The following is a 16,126-nucleotide window of genomic DNA, read 5'->3' on the forward strand; positions in this document are numbered from 1 at the left end:
AATTCGGCAAGAGAAATAAAAAACTTTATTATCACTAGTTCACCTAGAAGCTGCAGAACAACGCATTTTAGATAAAATAGCTCAAAAGCAAATAATTCTTTAATGAACATGGAAGTTCAATTTAGTAAATCCCCAACAATCCAATCAGATGTATGTCGCACCGCAGTAGTAATGGCTGCAAAACGAGCTATCGAAACAGAAAGACCAGACCGATTATTTGATGACCCCTTCGCCGCACAACTAGCTGGTGATGCTGCAATTAATTTACAAAAAGAATGGCTCTCGAAAACCCAAGACTCAGCAAGCCTGCTAAAAGTACAGTTTGTAGCAGTTCGTACAAAGTATTTTGATGATTTCATCATGGAAGTGATGTCGAAAATTCATCAGGTAGTATTCTTAGGAGCAGGTTTAGACACACGAGCATATCGGCTATCTTTACCACCAGAAACACAATTATACGAAATTGATTTACCAGAAATTATTGATTATAAGCAAGAGATTCTCAAAGAGATTCCGCCAAAGTGCCGTCATCATACAATCGCAACCGACCTCAAACAGCCTTGGTCGCATTTGCTTTTACAACATGGATATCAATCGAATATTCCCACAGTTTGGCTTTTAGAAGGACTTCTGATGTATCTTGATGAAACAGAAGTTCATCAATTGCTTTCGACAATCAGCGAATTAAGTCCTACTGGTAGCTACTTAGGCGCTGATTTGGTTAGTGTAAAATCGTGGCAGATTGGTTCTCAAAATAGCAAAGCCGTAATTAGCGGTCACTGGCGATTTGGAACGGATGAACCAGAACAATTATTTGCTACTTATGGGTGGGAAACATCAGTAATACAACCAGGTGATCTCCGTGCGAACTACGGACGGTATACGGTTGAATTAGCACCACGAGAAATTCCAGGAAAAAGACGTTCCTATTTGGTTGTAGGAGAGAAGAAAGAAAATTAGTTCAGTTTGAAGGTGCTGTGCGTACAACTTCAAAATCCTCTTTGTGAGAGATACCAAAACGAGTAGGCTCTCCCATATAGTCAATCAAATAAAAATCCGTTGAATAACGACACCTCGAACGATCTGGGCGAATGCCCTCGTACTCATAACCCTTAACGTGCTTATCTCTTGCCAAAATCAGCTGCAAAGTCTCCAGTTGGGGAAAAGTTTCACGCCAAAATTCTAAATAGTTGTAACCAATCAATCGAGGTGGGCTCCAAATAGCTCTACTCTGCTCCAAATTAGGATTAGTATGAAGGCAAACGTTTGTAACATTACTCACAGCACAAGTTATCAGACCTTCGGATGTACACTGCATAATTGTTTCTTGAAACCGCATATAATCCAGACCAAGAATATCTTCCAAAGCTCGAATCGAAGCCATAGATAGCACAATCATTGTTTTTGCAAAAAAGGATTTCGAGTTGACTTGTGCTTCAAAATACAGTCGGGAGATACGCAAGCCTCCACATCAAAAAAATCCCAAACATCCTCTCCGTACTTAATAATTACAGAACTTAAACCAAAGCGTATCGCCCAGGATTTTAAAACTTCACGAAATTTTTTAAGAACATAAGTAGCAAAACAATAATTATCAACTTTGACTATCAACGCATCGATAGTAAAGTCGGGAGTGCAATTCCAGCCATAATGCTGTAACTCGTTCCAAAAAGCCAAAGACAAATCAGCTAATTCCATCGCTTTTTGTCAGAAACGATTAGTATAAGACAAATTTCTTACGGAGAGTACCCGTGAAACTTGTCAATCCTAATGGTGATATTACAACATCTGGTACAAAATCTCAATGATGAAAACTGATTTTCCGATGAAACATATATTTAAATTTCAATTCACCGCTTAATTTGTCAGCATCATAGCTTACGGGAGATAATAGTAAAGACAGAAAATCCGATTGTGTGTCGCCCTCTCAGCTTAAAGCCATATCATGCCAAACCCAGAAACACCTAAAAAACCTGTAACTCTTGAAGAACTAGAGGCAGATAAAAAAGCCCACCCTGAAAGGGGGATCATAAATGGAATACTAGTAGTTGAAAGAGGATCGCAAGAATTGAGGGGTCATATCCCCAAACCTTTATACGACGAAATGATTTACATCACCCGTGCTTTTTCATTAGGTAAGGCAGAAGCAGCACAGTACGGTGCATGGGAAGCAATAGATAGAATGTGCGTTCATGAAAGCGGACAAGATTTTTTGAAATGGAAAACTATTCAATATGACGGACCATATAGATTATTTAGAGGAGGCATGCCTATAGGGTTATATGAATCATTAACTTCAACGCTAGAAGAAAAAGGGTATGCTCCAGAAGATATGGCTACTATAGTAATTAGTTGCTTTGTCAGCAAATGCAATAAGGCTTACCAAAAGAGATTAAAGCAACTAACAGAAAAATTTCAGGTCAGCGAAGCAGAAATTCTTGATGTATTTGCAGATGATGCAAAGAAAATAGCAAGAGACAAAAAAATAGAAAAGTTAAAGTTAGGAGAACAATTAACAGAAATAGATCGAGAAAAAATGGACTAAAATTTATACTTGATAAATATTTATACTTGATAAATATCTATAATATATAATATATTTATCAAGTATAATCACATTTTGTCATTATTTTCATTTTCACAATGACAATCAGAATGCTCTCCAGAACAACCATGCATAAGATAATAAATTTTATATAATTGTCTAGTACGCACCTTAAACTTATTAGCTAAAAAAGTCATTTGTTCCTGGTCTGGAAGAGTATCCATATTTAATATAAATTCTAATAAATCATGGCAAGAAGAAGAATCAGAAAAGTATTTTTTGACCCATTCTTCAGTTCCTAAAACCGTAGGTTCTGGTATATTTTGATGACGCAAATGAGCTACAAGCTGCTGGTAAGCAAAATAACCTGCAGCTAGCTTTTTAATCAACAAAGAAACACCTTCTTTGCCTACAGGCTGAATAACATCTAATTCATCAGCCTCAATAATTTCTAACAAATCACGACCTAGTTGAGTTTCTGTAGAAATTCGCTCACCAACAGTATTATTCTGAACATTTTCATTAGTTCCAGCATCTGGCAGTACTGTAGTTCCAGACTTATAGATAGCCCAACCAGATGCCGCAAAAAATCTGTCAAATCCACCAGGCGTTGGTAAAGATATACCATTCAATATTAAAAATTCTAAAAAAGCAAAGGCAAAATCCACCAAATTACGCAATCGCTTACTTTCAGGTTTATTCCCCCTAGATTTATTACCTGTTGTTCTCTCCCAAGCCGCTGGCAAAGACATCAGCTTTTGTTCCATTTCATCATTCAATGGAACATCAATATATTTGTACTGCTTATTTTTATCGGAAGTATCACTCATATCTATAAGTCTATAACTCTAGCACAAATTCAACCCCCGCATCATTAAAAACGCTTACGCAGCAAAACAAGTATAAAGCAAGCGGTGTAAAGCAAACGAGAATTTTCCTAATATAGTTAAGTTTTGTAAATTATTTAGTAAAATAAACCAAAATTTCCGTAAAGTGTTAGGAAATATCTCAAGTCAAGAAAATCCCTTAAGTAGAAAAAACATTCAAAAACAAAATTACCGACCTATATGAACAACTGCAAAATCCTAAGAGTATTACCACAGCAGGGATTAGAGCCAAGGCAATTTCTCCGCCTCTGTTTTGGGATAGCCGAACTCAGCCCAGAACTTCTGCTCGAAGAAGAAACAAGGTTTCAGTACAGCAGCGCGTGTATCAAACTGCTATCAGGACTACTGGGAGTCACAAAACAAGCTGTTCGCAAGTGGGGTAACAACCCTAGCTTCGACAAAATGCCCCACCACACAAAACTAACACTGGCTTATATCAACAAGTGCAACTTAGACAGAGCCACAATCAACGCAATTGTAAAAGGAAAAAAATACACTCCACCAAGCGCAAGTGCAGAAATTTTCTTAAAAAAAGTATTCTTCGAGGGAATGACACCAGCAGAGCGGCTAGCTACAGTAACGCACATCAACTTTCGTCCGCAGTGTGTCAAAAGCTTATCGCAGGTACTAGGGATTGCACCCTCTACAGTACAGGAGTGGGGGCAAGATATCTCATTCAGAAAAATGCCCAAATACCACCAACACACCTTGGGCTATGCGATCGCTGTCTTACAGCAGCACCAAGAGCAATACGCTTTGCTACCAGTAACAGCAGCATAGTATTCAGTTTGCCGGCGGAGGGAAAGTTGGTCTTAAAGAAAGACCGACTAATTATAAAAGCGAAGCAAATTTTATCATGGAAACTACTCACAAGGCAATCTCCTACTGCCAACAACATCAACTAGAACCCAACCCAACCGCACATATTGAAAACAGCAGTCTAGAATATCTCCACTTCGCTTTCCTGCTTTGGGAATATAAAACCAGCTATAGCAAAAAAGAATACCGCAGACTGTTAAATACTTACAGTTGGGATAAGGGAAGCGCAGAAGAAATACGGGCGCTCAAGATAGGTGAAAACTTCCAAGAGTTCGCTTGCTGTCCCCAGCATCTAGCACCCATCCCAGTCACAATTTTACTTAAACTGTGTTCTGAAAAATACAAACCAATTATCAACCAACTTCAGGATTACCCTATCGGTGGATTAACCTGCGAAGTGGTACTGGAATTGATTGAGGAACGCAAAGCTTTACTTAAAGCTGAGAAAGAAACTTCTCAAAATAGCTTTGAAGAAAAACCATCAATTTGGCGCAGAACCTTAAAAGGTGAAAGGTTTTGTCAATTTCCGCCCCAGTGGGAAGAAGACCACCAAACAGGGGTACTCACACAGGAATTGATTGACGGATATGGGCTACTCCCCCAACAAATTCTCCGCGAAGCGATCGCAGACTATCACGCCAAAATCAAATCTCAAGAAAAAGAGCAGTCCCAGGAAGAGACTGTTGAATCTGAAGTGGTTCTGGTTGAGTCGAGGATGCTTCCACAAGTGGAAATATCCCCAACAGAGAGCGAAAAAGCTATAGAAGTTAACTCCAAACTAAAACAAAACGAACAAACTAGCACCACTAACCTTACAAAACAGCAGGCAGTTGGGGAAGAAGTATTAATGCTGGTAGAGAAACTCAAATTATCTACCAGTTACCATCAAATTAGAAGTGCTATATACAGGCATTTAGCTGTTAAAGATGAAGCTTTGAAGCAGCTTTCCCCAAAAGAACAGTTAAGAATTGAAAGATTGTTACCCCAGGAAGTATTAGCTCTAAAAACAGCCAGAGAATCCGGTTTAATCATTGACTACTATGAGTTAGAAACTGGCTGTTTTCAAGTATTTCTTGCAGGTGAAGATAAGCCTGAAAGCATTAGTAAATCAAATGTAATTAGTTGGCTACAAGAACAAGAAAGGCTCAACTGCGTAACGACATAAACCACCACAATCAGCTAACGCCTCAGTCTTAAAAATAATCCCAAATAAAGCATATATGGAATTGTCAGGAAAAATCCCCTCAATTCCTTGCTGCTACCTAATTGAGCTATAGGAGTCCGCTTGTCCATGAGAAACATCAAGCTCGTTATTACGAATGGTTCATGCGCGAACCTCAAGAAAAGATTTCAGCAGCATCTACAAGGGTCTGGAGCAGCATTTACTCGTGCTGCGATAAAACGCGGCATCGAATTCAAAATCGTCTACGTGTGGAAGACCTCAAGTAAACAAGAAGCCCGTCAGCTTGAAATTCAACTTAAGCGATCTAAAAACCATGCACAATTATTAAGGAGAGTGCAAAATGTCAAAACGAATTCGACAAAAACTAGGTAAATACTATTTAAGACGTAGATTACGTGGAAAAGTTTTACTATCAAAGGTTACAAGCTTTAGTTGCTATCAACAGAACCATCAAGAAAAAACCTGTACAACTGCAAGGAAATTCATTCGCAATAACAATATTCAACCACCATGCCTTATCACCGTACTCAAGATATCGGGTAGTGAAGAAAAATTTTTCTTGTCAAAAAAAGGACTGTTTAGTTATAAATATGCCATCGAAAATCACAAATTATTCTCACCAGAAATAGCGTCCGTCGCTAGTTAAATCAGCTATGACTTGAATCTACTACAGCCTGCCAGATATGGCAGGCTAAAAACGAACAAGACTTACTTGACCAAGTTTATGAATATAGATGACAGCCTTATTAACTTTTTATTTTATATAAAATTTTTGATTGATGATTGCCAAAAATTTATTAAATTTTGCAGTTAAGCTGATTCAACTAGCTCTCCAAAGAGATGAAATTCTTTTTCGCGCTCCAGTAACATTAATACGCATATTGATAACTTCCTTGCTAGCGCGGTAATATTCAACAGCCTCATCTATTGTCATTCCAGTTTTAACGATATGGAGTGCAGCTTCTTCTGAAATTAAAAGTGCCGGAGCTAACCAGTTTGCTTCATCTTCATATTCTTGGTTAAAATTCCGGCATCCGCATTCGTTGAAAACTTCATCTGGCTGGTGTTGAAGGATGCCATGACTTAACTCGTGAGAAACATTGGAAGCCTGACGTAGAGGGCTGTGAGCGTCATTGTGAACAATTATTCTTTGTGTGCCATAAAACACTGTTATCGCAGAAAAACTTTTTGGGTCTTTTTCTGTGAGATAGCGAACCTCGTCAGGAATTTTATGTTGAAATTCCGACAGAGGAACAATAGGAATTGCTAAATGTTCAGCAAGCTGCCAAGGACATAAGGGATCATGTGGTTTTAAACCAAGCTCTGCCCGAAACTCCCTGGAATAAGCACTTGCCTCCTTCTTAAAGCCTCGACGGAACTTCGCCTTAACTGGCATAAGCATTTACCTCCTTCCTAAAACCACAGCGTAATATCATCTCATTGATCAAGAGCGAAGTTTCTCGTAAGCAGCTTTGATGACGGCTTCCATTGCAGATGCAGCTTCTGGCGTTAAATGGGGGTCTGCACGCAAATACGCTGTAATTTTAGCGAGTGGTTCGGATTCAGTTGGAGTATCCTGTTCGCGCTTAATGAAGGAGTCTGCGTTCAGCCCAGACCATGCGAGCATTGCTGCCATACTGTCTACATCTGGTCGTCTACCTTGCGCGATCCGAGTTAAGGTGGACGCACTAACACCAGATTGTTCGGCGACTTGTTTCCAGGTCAAACGCTTAGACAGCCGCTGGCTGTCCAATGCTGCATAAAAGGCTTCAACATCAAACTGTCCTTTTGCCATTTCACCTCCAATTTCACTCTTGCAATTTTAAATCATGTGTGCAATATAATGGATAAAATTTCACAAGTGAAATTGAAAGTCAAACTTGCAACTAAAACTATGACTAACAATATTGTGGTTGAGGAGATTGAATTGGAAGCGTGGGTTAAGCAGCACGGGGCTGTACAACCACCGCTGGCAAAACACTACTTGGTGCGGATTGATGACCGAAGTTACAAAGTAGACGACCCCGTGATTACAGAAGGGCAGCTGCTTGATGAAGCAAGCAAGAGACCCGTGGATGAGTACCTCATCTTCCAAGTGCTACATAACGGTCAGTTAGAAGAAATCCGCCTTGATGAAACGGTTGAACTCAGAAAGCCTGGTATCGAGCGATTCATTACTTGGCGTAGCGATCGCTCTTTCTACTTTGTGATTGACGGTCGCCGATTTCAGTGGGGAGCACCAATTATCACAGGGTTAAAGTTGAAGGAACTTGCAGGTGTTGACCCTAAATCCTATGGAGTGTGGCTGGAAGTACGTAGTGTAGAAGACCGCCCAATTGCTGATAACGAATCTGTCACCTAAGAATATAAAACCAGGGGAAATTTTAGTCGTTGGTGATGCTGAATATCAGAAATGGGCTTGTTTTCGTTGTCCTGGAGGATGTGGTGAAAGTATTTTGCTGTCCTTGAATCTAAAGCGGCATCAATGCTCGGGCGATCGCCATTGATTCGTTGGGACGACCAACACTTCATCCTTCTGTTAGACAGCTTAACGAATGCCACTGCCACTTTTGGGTGCGTCAGGGAGTTGTTGAATGGTGCGCTGATTCAGGTCAGGAATGAACCTTATGGTCTTGTGTAGAAGAAAAATCCACTCCCTACTTACTCTTGAGAGTGTAAACAATATACTAATTGCATGAATTGTTTGTGGAGCAACAAATCTATAACGAAGTGTACAGGAATTGAGAAATAGCGCTCGCTCCCCTTACTTTGAGTTAATCACCAGACTAAACGAGAAACCGTAAAATTACTACTAACTTTAGTTCGGTTTTTACTATAAGTACAATTGTTCTTTTTAATCAAATAGGATTAAAATACAATGTAATAAAGTGCTACACAATAACTTATTGTAAGTCAATGTCGGCTAAATTCAAATGAATTTGGTTACGAACTATAGGTAATACCAGTAAGTTTTTTCTGGAAGATAGATCTTGATTCAAATATTGATGATGGTGGCATATGAAAAGAAATTACCATAGCACTGCGCTATGAATAGCCCAATTCAGTAAAGGTAAAAATAGATGTTTCCGCTGATCACACACTTTGAAGAACTGCTCAAGAACATTCAACCACCCCAAGAACGCCTTGATGCAGCACGCGATTTGCCGCCCTTAGTCCGTAAGTACATCGCCAAAAGCAAAGATTTTCCCACTGTTTACCCTCACTCTCGACTTGCAGGCTCCTACGCTCAGGACATGACATCAGGGGATGTTAAAGACGTAGATACCCTAATACGTGTCCCTGGAGATCCAAAGGCAAATGAACCAGAAGCTAAACGATTAATTCAAGACATGAAAAAGTTGCTTGATGGCTTGCCAAAAGCTTTGGGTTTTGAGGGATATGCAGAAGCGGAAATAGAGATAGAACGGGCACGCCGATCTGTCCATGTCTACTTCAAAGGCAAAGACTTTCACCTAGACTTTGTTCCTTGCATTGCACCAGATGGATTCGAGAGTGTGCTTTACGTTCCAGATCGAGGATTCAATAAGTGGATTGCATCGCACCCCATTGGGTATATCAACTTACTCAATGAACTACAAGAAAAAAACGATTACAAAGTTAAACCACTTGGCAAGCTTCTGAAGCACTTCCGTGACTGCCAAATGAAAAGCCGTAAACCCAAAAGTTACTGGCTTGGCGCTCTGCTGGTTTATCACATCCAAAAGAACACTTTAGACATGACACAGCCATTGGCAGTCCTATTTTACGAGCTTTTGGATGCTATTTACCGCCAATACGATCACCTGCTATGTACTAGCAATGTTGCAACCCCAAACCTCCCCGATCCAATTCTTGGTCATAACATCTCTTGGAACTGGAGCCGTACCCACTTTGAAACTTTCATGAGACGGATTAATGAAGGACGGAATTGGGCAGCTAAAGCTTTAGAGACTGACGATCGGGAGAAGGCGATTAAATACTGGCAAAAAATTTTTGGAGAAGAATATTTTCCATCAGAGGTAGAAACCGCTGCATCCAAATTAGCTAAAGCGGGTTTACCTGGCAAATCTTACGTCAGCTCTACTGGTTTAATTCTACCCAGCCAACCTGCTTCTGGTTTATATACTTCAACCATTGCAACCAAGTTTCATGGGATTGACCAAGGCTGAATATTCTCAACTGAGACCCACTATCAACCTGGGGCTGCAAAAGTTGCACATACTGCATCGGTTTCCTGGGTTCGCTTACAGGCGAGAGCGTGGGGTAGCTGTATGGCGAGGCACGCTTCAACCCCGTCAGTTTTCCCCAAAATATCGAGTAGCAATCCGCTACAAACTTAGCTCTTACCCAACCGTTAATGTCATATCTCCCACTTTGGCACCACGACCTCCCCATGTTTGGAAAGACGGAACTTTATGCCTCTACTATCCCAAAGAAAAACCGTGGCAGAAAGATATGCTGCTTGCAGAGACTATCCTTCCGTGGACTGCATTATGGTTATATTACTATGAATTGTGGCTAGATACAGGAAAATGGCTTGGCCCATCGTCACACGCCTCAGATTCAAAACTCCAAAGCTGGAGTTCCAATCCCGTTGAAGGGTATTCTATTGTGGAAAAACCGACTGAGCAGCAAACCGCATGACAGAGAGCGAACATTTGACTCCCTCACTCCTAGAACCACAGTCTCGTGGTGGTGATATTGCTGAAGGTGGCTTTTCCTTTCAGGAGCAAGTCATGCTTGCTCGCATTCCTGCTTGGCTAGCTCAGGATGGCTTCACAGCTATGATCCGAGAAGGGATTGGAGATGTAGAGGCAAAGTTTTTTGTACCCGGTCGTGGGTTTGCGATAGAGTTTCTTGAATTTAAAGACCACACACTCCAACCATCTAAGTTTTTAAATGAAATTCAACGGTTCCGAGAAGTAGATGCTGGTAGTCCAGATACCTATCAGCAATTTATACTTGTTGCGGCAGGAGTTTCCAGAGACTTAGAGCCTTTGGTAAATGGATTGCGCCGCGTTCGTAATCCTCAAGATTTTTATGAAGAAAACTCTACGGTCAAAGAAAATTCTTTCAAAGAGTATACCCGCCTAGTCAAAAAAATTGGCGGCACAGAACAAGATGCCTTTTTCATTTTTGAAAAGGTAATAGTAGAGGCAGATTGGAACACTGCAAAATCTCATGGCGAAGCTCTTTTTAAGCAGTCTTTGGCTGAGAATCTGAGTGAATATGAAGATTTATCTTTTAAAACTTTTGATAATATCTATAATCACTTAGGCACATTTATACGACAGCGCAAGAATCAAATTATTACCCGCAAAGAGTTAGAGACAAAACTGCGAGAAAAAATTTCTCCCAGTCAACTACCAGCCCTCCGTCCCATCCTGATTTACACAGCCATTGCCTCTGAAAATAATCCAGAGCATCATGGATTGTGTTTCGATTGGGCATCTTTTTCTGGTGGTGAAACTCGTGCAATTGCCCTATCCCAACAGTGGAATCACTTACTGATTGAACTACAGGATACTCGAAGCTGGATTGAAAAGTATAGAAATACTAAGCGAATCAGGCTTGCTGGCAACCGTCGTCTGGCAGCATGTCTTGCAATAGGATCTGTCTTCTCAGCTGTTAGGGGTTACGCCATTGAAATGGAATACCGTGGAGAGGTATGGGCGACAGATGCTCATCCCACTCAAGAAACCCCCGTTTATCCTTTAGCTCATCAGATTATAGGTGGAACAGGAACCCGCTTGGTTGTTAGCATAGGTATTCTTCGAGATATTATTCCTGAAGTGGAAGTCAATCTGGAGAAGTATGGACTCACAGGTGAGCCACTGCTTCACATTAGAGGAGAGCAGCCTATTACTTCTCCACAACATGCCAACAATGCCGTTGGAAGCATTAAAAAATTAATTGTCAATAACTTAGTGTGCATAGGTGGTAAAGAAATCCATTTATTTTTTGCTGGACCTGCTCATCTTGCTCTGTTTCTGGGACATCGCTTGGATGCTACAGCACCAGTCACTTGCTACGCATGGGTATCTAATAGTCAATACTCTAAAACATTCCAACTGTTCTCAGGAATTGCCAGCTAGATTTGCTGAAGCAAACTACTTTGTTGCGATCGCGGCGGTGACTCGGTGCCGTTAAGGAAGGAGTAATACCAAGTCCGCTTAATTAGTTATCAAAAAATTTTGCGTCTTTCTTTGCGACGCCAGTCGCCTGGGTTGGGAAACCCTCCAAAGGGCGCTGGCTCGCCTTAATTGGCGAAGAGTTTGAATCTTAAAGTTTTCGACTACAAGGGTCTCAAAACTTAATTATCGGAGATTTGGTAACTGTGATTTGAAATAAAAAATGAGATTTTAACTCATGATATGCTTCAAAAATGAGATACTCATTTTATGCTTCACTTTTAATATTCGAGTTATTTTGCTAATAATGATTATCGTGTAGGGGATGGGAGGAGGAGGGAAACGAGCGTCGCTCGTCTCCCTCCTCCCAATTTGATTATCGTTATTACTCGACTATAACCCCAGAAGTGCGATCGCGTCATCTCCCTGTCCTGGAAAGATAAAAGCAAGATCATGCCCAAGACGCTCGTGCCTACTGACATGAAGATGGGACACTCGCCTTCACAGCGATGCTCCTAAAGGAACATCTCAGTAGGATTTATTAGTTTGAATATAATTTTATAATCTACCAAGCATAATGTAAGTAAAAAAATCAACTGATTTCTTGAGCTATGAGCAAAGTAGTCCGACAATACGAACTTAGGGATTATCAGCGCAAATGGATAAAGGATATTTGCGAATCTTGGAACAGAGGAAATAGAAGGGTACTTGCTCAGTTACCAACTGGCGCAGGTAAAACCATCTGCTTTGCTCATATCTGTCACAAATTTTTTCAACAGCATCAACAGGTTTTAGTCATCGCTCACCGCATTGAATTAATTACTCAAGCTGCCGAAAAGTTAGAAATTATTGTAGGCGAATCAGTTGGGATCATCAAAGGAGGATGTCCTGAGCATCCAGAACGGAGAATTCAAGTTGCCAGTGTTCAAACCTTAGCCAGACGAGAGCTATTAGAACTACCATTAAACATTGGACTTTTACTTTTTGACGAAGCACATCACGCCAGCGCTTCATCATATAGACGCCTAATTGAACATTATCAAGATGCACGGATATTGGGTGTAACTGCCACTCCACAAAGAATCGACGGTCAAGGATTTCAAGAATTATTTGACGATTTGGTGGTGGGAATACCCACAGCAGCTTTAATCAAGCAAGGATATTTAAGTAAATTTAGATTATTTAGCACCAACCAAACTATTTCTACTAGTGGGGTTAAAAAGTCCCGTGGAGATTTTAGAGCTAAAGAATTAGCTGTTGCTGTCACCAGCCAAATTGGAGTTGATGAAATCTTTCAAAACTACTTAAAATATGCTCAGAATTTGCGGACAGTTATATTCGCTTGTAGCCTAGAACATAGTCGAGTGCTGGCGGCTCAATTTTGCCGTCATGGGATTAAAGCCGAACATTTAGATGGTGAAACTAAACCAGAATCAAGAGTTCAAATCCTAGAACGGTTCCGTACCGGGGCCACCCAAGTCATTACTAATTACGAAATCTTAACAGAGGGATATGATTGTCCGAATATCGAGTGCATCTACTGTGTTCGTCCAACCGAAAGCTCGACTTTATGGCTTCAGATGACAGGACGGGTTTTGAGAACCTCAAGTCTCAAACCAACGGCTGTGATCATTGACGTAACTGACAACTGGAAAAAGCATGGACTCCCGGACGAGGAGCGTCAATGGAGCTTAGAACCAAAAACCCTCACTTGCTCAAGTTCTTTGGGTTTAATCCAATGTCCACATTGCACTCATATTTTTAAGCCTCTTTCTCATGAAAGGGCGATTGTGGATGGAGAAATTGGTGAGGACGGTTTAGTCATTGAACATCACCAAGCTATTTGCCCTAGCTGCGCTTGCAGCGTTGAGTTTACTACTAAAGAAACTACAAACCAAAACCTGAAAAGCACGATAAAAATCCGAGTTCAAAATAGCCTCAACCTTGACCTAACAGAAATTGACCTATCTGTGTCGGGTAGTAAGCTAGAAATGGTGTACGATATGCTGTACTCGCAGAACTTAAAAAACGCTCCTCCCGCCAAAATCTACAAAGCTATCTTTATGACCTTTATCGAAAAAATCTCAGAATTTACTTTGGGGGATTGGCGAGAGATTGTCAAAATGATTGAACCACTCGAAGTAGTAATTACTAAAAAAGCTTGGGAGCTATACACTGAAGCACTTGATAGGCATAAAAATCGCCGGCTTGCTCTGTCTTTTATCGAGCAGCGAAAGTTAAAAAATCAAGATAACTTAGCACCGATGAGAGCCACTACAGATAACTCTGTTAATCAGGTAGCTCCCAAAATATCATCTGTGCCAGAACAACAACCAAAATCACCCCTACTTAAACAAAATTTAGGCAATCCCTATTTTCAGGAAAAATATGCCCAGGAATGGAAACAATCCTTAGCTAAATGTTCGGTAACAACTGCCGAGTTTTTGAGCAAAAATGCTGGATTGTTTCATGTAGAAACCACAACGAAATTTGTAAACATTTCTCTGGAGATTGAGAATATTCCTAACCTGAAATTAAAGCTTAAAGAAGTTTATAATTCCACAGAAATTCAGTCGGCTTTCAGTCAGGGTTTTGGCAAAGAGGCTAAGGTTATACTGAGATTACCGCCGACCGAAACTCAAAACCAGATATTCGGACATCTACCAGTAAACAATGTTCAGAACTGAGTTGTCTGCTTCTTTTTATGTAACTGTAGTAGCAACTACTCAAATAAGCCCAAATAAGGGTAACGTATGGGGACATCATGCTCTTTTTCCAGTTGAAAATTAATCACTTCCCAAGGCGGGTTTTCTCAATTGGAGCTAAAGTCCACAGGTATACTGTAAAGTCACGCTGATGTAGCCTGCGACAGTTCAGAATACCAGGGGTTACTGCGTTCTAGGTAATCGGTCATCAAATTATTAGAATAATATTGAAGAAGAACCCAGAAGTCAGAATTCACCGAATCAGAATCAATTAGTTGACGGTAGAACCCGCCACTAATTGTAGACCACGCTCATCAAAGATTTAGTGGGGGACTTAAACCCACTTATTCATCCGCCCTCCGGGTATGCCTATGGCTAACGCCACGGCTCCGCCGAACGGCACGCTACGCGAACACCAGTTACCTGCGCTCGGGTTACCCCTTCGGGTATGCCTTCGGCACGCCTGAGGGCGAACGCCAGTTGCCTACGGAGGGAAACCCTCCTGCAGCACTGGTCTCACCTCCTGCAGTACTGGTTCACCAGTCGTACAGAATTCAGCCCTGAATTCTGACGACTGACGCCTCTATTCTTTCTTGTTAAATTGGCTGCTGACAATGTGGTTAAAATATGGTGTAAATGAAGATGAGACATTGGTAAGTATTGAAGATGTCTCTAGGGGAAAGACCTCGCTTAAATGTCCCTATTGCGGTAGTGGACTACTTGCCAAAAAAGGCAAGATAAAAGAGCATCATTTTGCCCATACTGAAGAAACCTGCCGTCCGGTATTAACCCGTGAATTTCCAACTTTACCACTATACCAGCATTTCAACATTTATTTATCCAGTAAAGATTTAAAGCAATTGAAACTACTCTGGTCAGAGTATGGTTGCAAAAAATACTTAATCAGTTCTGATTTAGTTTCTTCTAATCTGATTCGAGCAGAATTATTACAAAAAAATGTTTTTACTTTCCCACATCAATATGAATTCACCAATCTGGGTAAAATTCCTGTTGGAGCACTCTCGTTAATGCTATTTAACGAAGTACAAGAGCCGTTATTACTCAAAAAATTACTCAAGTTAGAGTTAGCCGTAGAACACGCCAAACATAAAAACGCTCCTGATTTGGGCTACAGATTGACAGATTTGAAACTGTATTGCGCTCAACTCAAACGAGTCCTATCCTGCACCCTGTATTTTTTAGAGATTCAAACAAACAAAGGGATTTTGTACAAAATTGGAGTCACCCAGCGACCTATTAGAATGCGAATAGCAGAAGTAGAAATGGATTTAGGAGCGCATTACCAAAGCGTTGATATCAAAGTGCTAGGAACTTGGGAACATCGAGGAAATGTAGAACTGTATTTCAAGCACCGATATCACGATTTTAATTATCCTATCGGAAGTTTGACAGAATACTACAAATTCAATACCGAGAATGCCAAAAATGTGCTGAATGACTTACAACAAATGAAACCTAAAGTACTTTCTGCGGTTGAAATGGATATTTTTGAGAACAAGCCTAGCATTATTGTACGTAACTAATAAAACAGAAAAAGCAGCTTCACTGCATCTGGCGATACTCTGCTTTGTTTGGGTTTTGGGAAAATTTTTTAAAACGGTGATGGGTGGTGGAAAGCGATCGCCCCCCGTAACTACTCCTTTAACCACTCTGCCACCGCCACCAAATCTATCAAAATCTGCCGCAATCAAGAAATTTGGGAAAATTCAAGCAACTTAAGATTGACTCTAGAGGATTTTACAATCATTCTTCAATTGCTTTGGGTTAAACCACACCCTAATAGTTACCTATGAAAGCAACCTCAGTAGGCATTGATAGCTGAGGTAACTAGCAAG

20 protein-coding genes and 1 pseudogene are annotated in these 16,126 nt (G+C 40.6%); 15 read left to right on the top strand and 6 right to left on the bottom strand.

What is annotated here, in order from left to right; genetic code table 11:
- Positions 1-108 precede the first annotated feature (108 nt).
- Complete coding sequence (locus tag V5G28_RS00615) at positions 109-960, top strand: class I SAM-dependent methyltransferase (protein ID WP_336229335.1); 852 nt, start codon at positions 109-111, stop codon at positions 958-960.
- A gap of 1 nt (position 961) precedes the next feature.
- On the opposite strand, the gene V5G28_RS00620 is transcribed toward V5G28_RS00615, so the two are convergent.
- Both V5G28_RS00620 and V5G28_RS00625 read right to left on the bottom strand, forming a co-directional pair.
- The gene (locus V5G28_RS00620; protein WP_336229336.1) at positions 962-1,399 is read right to left on the bottom strand and encodes a hypothetical protein; all 438 of its coding nucleotides are present in this window, start codon (positions 1,397-1,399) and stop codon (positions 962-964) included.
- Positions 1,396-1,698: a hypothetical protein gene (locus V5G28_RS00625; protein WP_336229338.1), complete on the bottom strand. Its 303-nt coding sequence runs from the start codon at positions 1,696-1,698 to the stop codon at positions 1,396-1,398. Before V5G28_RS00625 ends, V5G28_RS00620 begins: the two co-directional genes overlap by 4 nt.
- 247 nt (positions 1,699-1,945) lie before the next feature.
- On the opposite strand from V5G28_RS00625, the gene V5G28_RS00630 reads away from it, so the two are divergent.
- Positions 1,946-2,545 carry a hypothetical protein gene (locus V5G28_RS00630; RefSeq protein ID WP_336229339.1) on the top strand — a complete coding sequence of 200 codons (600 nt, stop codon included), beginning with the start codon at positions 1,946-1,948 and terminating at the stop codon, positions 2,543-2,545.
- 68 nt (positions 2,546-2,613) lie between these two features.
- On the opposite strand, the gene V5G28_RS00635 is transcribed toward V5G28_RS00630, so the two are convergent.
- A complete protein-coding gene (locus V5G28_RS00635) occupies positions 2,614-3,375 on the bottom strand; it encodes a hypothetical protein (protein ID WP_336229340.1) in 762 nt (253 codons plus the stop codon).
- Between the two features lie 237 nt (positions 3,376-3,612).
- Here V5G28_RS00635 and V5G28_RS00640 point away from each other — a divergent pair, with 237 nt between their 5' ends.
- The 4 genes from V5G28_RS00640 (at position 3,613) to V5G28_RS36535 (ending at position 6,080) form a co-directional block, all read left to right on the top strand.
- Positions 3,613-4,212, top strand: a complete 600-nt coding sequence (locus V5G28_RS00640; RefSeq protein WP_336229341.1) for a hypothetical protein — start codon at positions 3,613-3,615, stop codon at positions 4,210-4,212.
- Between the two features lie 76 nt (positions 4,213-4,288).
- Positions 4,289-5,416 carry a hypothetical protein gene (locus V5G28_RS00645; protein ID WP_336229342.1) on the top strand — a complete coding sequence of 376 codons (1,128 nt, stop codon included), beginning with the start codon at positions 4,289-4,291 and terminating at the stop codon, positions 5,414-5,416.
- Between the two features lie 126 nt (positions 5,417-5,542).
- The gene (locus tag V5G28_RS00650; RefSeq protein ID WP_336229344.1) at positions 5,543-5,806 is read left to right on the top strand and encodes a GIY-YIG nuclease family protein; all 264 of its coding nucleotides are present in this window, start codon (positions 5,543-5,545) and stop codon (positions 5,804-5,806) included.
- The gene (locus tag V5G28_RS36535; RefSeq protein WP_442994192.1) at positions 5,775-6,080 is read left to right on the top strand and encodes a DUF3155 domain-containing protein; all 306 of its coding nucleotides are present in this window, start codon (positions 5,775-5,777) and stop codon (positions 6,078-6,080) included. Before V5G28_RS00650 ends, V5G28_RS36535 begins: the two co-directional genes overlap by 32 nt.
- A gap of 174 nt (positions 6,081-6,254) precedes the next feature.
- Here the strand turns inward: V5G28_RS36535 and V5G28_RS00655 are convergent, their stop codons facing one another.
- Both V5G28_RS00655 and V5G28_RS00660 read right to left on the bottom strand, forming a co-directional pair.
- Positions 6,255-6,830 (bottom strand): ImmA/IrrE family metallo-endopeptidase, encoded by a 576-nt coding sequence (locus V5G28_RS00655; RefSeq protein ID WP_336229346.1) that lies wholly within the window; start codon positions 6,828-6,830, stop codon positions 6,255-6,257.
- Between the two features lie 48 nt (positions 6,831-6,878).
- Positions 6,879-7,229 carry a helix-turn-helix domain-containing protein gene (locus V5G28_RS00660; protein ID WP_041042207.1) on the bottom strand — a complete coding sequence of 117 codons (351 nt, stop codon included), beginning with the start codon at positions 7,227-7,229 and terminating at the stop codon, positions 6,879-6,881.
- A gap of 99 nt (positions 7,230-7,328) precedes the next feature.
- Here V5G28_RS00660 and V5G28_RS00665 point away from each other — a divergent pair, with 99 nt between their 5' ends.
- From V5G28_RS00665 to V5G28_RS00695, 7 genes are all read left to right on the top strand, one after another.
- A complete protein-coding gene (locus V5G28_RS00665; protein WP_336229347.1) occupies positions 7,329-7,796 on the top strand; it encodes a multiubiquitin domain-containing protein in 468 nt (155 codons plus the stop codon).
- On the top strand, positions 7,771-7,941 hold the full coding sequence (locus tag V5G28_RS00670; protein ID WP_336229349.1) for a DUF6527 family protein: 171 nt from the start codon (positions 7,771-7,773) through the stop codon (positions 7,939-7,941). The genes V5G28_RS00665 and V5G28_RS00670 overlap by 26 nt, the downstream gene beginning before the upstream one ends.
- 4 nt (positions 7,942-7,945) lie before the next feature.
- Positions 7,946-8,056 (top strand): DUF6527 family protein, encoded by a 111-nt coding sequence (locus tag V5G28_RS00675; RefSeq protein WP_336229351.1) that lies wholly within the window; start codon positions 7,946-7,948, stop codon positions 8,054-8,056.
- Between the two features lie 458 nt (positions 8,057-8,514).
- Positions 8,515-9,603 (top strand): nucleotidyltransferase domain-containing protein, encoded by a 1,089-nt coding sequence (locus tag V5G28_RS00680; protein ID WP_336229353.1) that lies wholly within the window; start codon positions 8,515-8,517, stop codon positions 9,601-9,603.
- Positions 9,584-10,078 (top strand): hypothetical protein, encoded by a 495-nt coding sequence (locus V5G28_RS00685; RefSeq protein WP_336229354.1) that lies wholly within the window; start codon positions 9,584-9,586, stop codon positions 10,076-10,078. The genes V5G28_RS00680 and V5G28_RS00685 overlap by 20 nt, the downstream gene beginning before the upstream one ends.
- Positions 10,075-11,529 (top strand): CD-NTase-associated endodeoxyribonuclease Cap4, encoded by a 1,455-nt coding sequence (gene cap4, locus V5G28_RS00690; protein WP_336229355.1) that lies wholly within the window; start codon positions 10,075-10,077, stop codon positions 11,527-11,529. Before V5G28_RS00685 ends, cap4 begins: the two co-directional genes overlap by 4 nt.
- Positions 11,530-12,176: 647 nt before the next feature.
- A complete protein-coding gene (locus V5G28_RS00695; RefSeq protein WP_336229356.1) occupies positions 12,177-14,252 on the top strand; it encodes a DEAD/DEAH box helicase in 2,076 nt (691 codons plus the stop codon).
- Between the two features lie 35 nt (positions 14,253-14,287).
- Here V5G28_RS00695 and V5G28_RS00700 read toward each other — a convergent pair.
- Positions 14,288-14,365: pseudogene (locus V5G28_RS00700) on the bottom strand (DUF2396 family protein); the annotation flags it as partial.
- Positions 14,366-14,884: 519 nt separating this feature from the next.
- Between V5G28_RS00700 and V5G28_RS00705 the strand changes: the two are divergent.
- The gene (locus tag V5G28_RS00705; protein ID WP_336229357.1) at positions 14,885-15,814 is read left to right on the top strand and encodes a GIY-YIG nuclease family protein; all 930 of its coding nucleotides are present in this window, start codon (positions 14,885-14,887) and stop codon (positions 15,812-15,814) included.
- Entirely contained in the window at positions 15,801-16,010 is a 210-nt protein-coding gene (locus V5G28_RS00710; RefSeq protein ID WP_336229358.1) for a hypothetical protein, read from the top strand. Before V5G28_RS00705 ends, V5G28_RS00710 begins: the two co-directional genes overlap by 14 nt.
- The last annotated feature ends 116 nt before the right edge of the window (positions 16,011-16,126 follow it).

This window comes from Scytonema sp. PRP1 (genome assembly GCF_036697665.2).
Taxonomy (GTDB): Bacteria; Cyanobacteriota; Cyanobacteriia; order Cyanobacteriales; family Nostocaceae; genus Kalymmatonema; species Kalymmatonema gypsitolerans.

What these genes read in the sequence shown, in the direction of transcription:
- V5G28_RS00665 (WP_336229347.1), top strand. Translation starts at nt 7,329, where the DNA reads ATGACTAACAATATTGTGGTTGAGGAGATTGAATTGGAAGCGTGGGTT.
- V5G28_RS00645 (WP_336229342.1), top strand. Translation starts at nt 4,289, where the DNA reads ATGGAAACTACTCACAAGGCAATCTCCTACTGCCAACAACATCAACTA.
- V5G28_RS00660 (WP_041042207.1), bottom strand. Translation starts at nt 7,229, where the DNA reads ATGGCAAAAGGACAGTTTGATGTTGAAGCCTTTTATGCAGCATTGGAC.
- V5G28_RS00625 (WP_336229338.1), bottom strand. Translation starts at nt 1,698, where the DNA reads ATGGAATTAGCTGATTTGTCTTTGGCTTTTTGGAACGAGTTACAGCAT.
- V5G28_RS00630 (WP_336229339.1), top strand. Translation starts at nt 1,946, where the DNA reads ATGCCAAACCCAGAAACACCTAAAAAACCTGTAACTCTTGAAGAACTA.
- V5G28_RS00620 (WP_336229336.1), bottom strand. Translation starts at nt 1,399, where the DNA reads ATGATTGTGCTATCTATGGCTTCGATTCGAGCTTTGGAAGATATTCTT.
- V5G28_RS00655 (WP_336229346.1), bottom strand. Translation starts at nt 6,830, where the DNA reads ATGCCAGTTAAGGCGAAGTTCCGTCGAGGCTTTAAGAAGGAGGCAAGT.
- V5G28_RS00635 (WP_336229340.1), bottom strand. Translation starts at nt 3,375, where the DNA reads ATGAGTGATACTTCCGATAAAAATAAGCAGTACAAATATATTGATGTT.
- V5G28_RS00705 (WP_336229357.1), top strand. Translation starts at nt 14,885, where the DNA reads ATGTGGTTAAAATATGGTGTAAATGAAGATGAGACATTGGTAAGTATT.
- V5G28_RS00640 (WP_336229341.1), top strand. Translation starts at nt 3,613, where the DNA reads ATGAACAACTGCAAAATCCTAAGAGTATTACCACAGCAGGGATTAGAG.
- V5G28_RS00615 (WP_336229335.1), top strand. Translation starts at nt 109, where the DNA reads ATGGAAGTTCAATTTAGTAAATCCCCAACAATCCAATCAGATGTATGT.
- V5G28_RS00650 (WP_336229344.1), top strand. Translation starts at nt 5,543, where the DNA reads ATGAGAAACATCAAGCTCGTTATTACGAATGGTTCATGCGCGAACCTC.
- V5G28_RS00680 (WP_336229353.1), top strand. Translation starts at nt 8,515, where the DNA reads ATGTTTCCGCTGATCACACACTTTGAAGAACTGCTCAAGAACATTCAA.
- cap4 (WP_336229355.1), top strand. Translation starts at nt 10,075, where the DNA reads ATGACAGAGAGCGAACATTTGACTCCCTCACTCCTAGAACCACAGTCT.
- V5G28_RS00695 (WP_336229356.1), top strand. Translation starts at nt 12,177, where the DNA reads ATGAGCAAAGTAGTCCGACAATACGAACTTAGGGATTATCAGCGCAAA.
- V5G28_RS36535 (WP_442994192.1), top strand. Translation starts at nt 5,775, where the DNA reads ATGTCAAAACGAATTCGACAAAAACTAGGTAAATACTATTTAAGACGT.
- V5G28_RS00685 (WP_336229354.1), top strand. Translation starts at nt 9,584, where the DNA reads ATGGGATTGACCAAGGCTGAATATTCTCAACTGAGACCCACTATCAAC.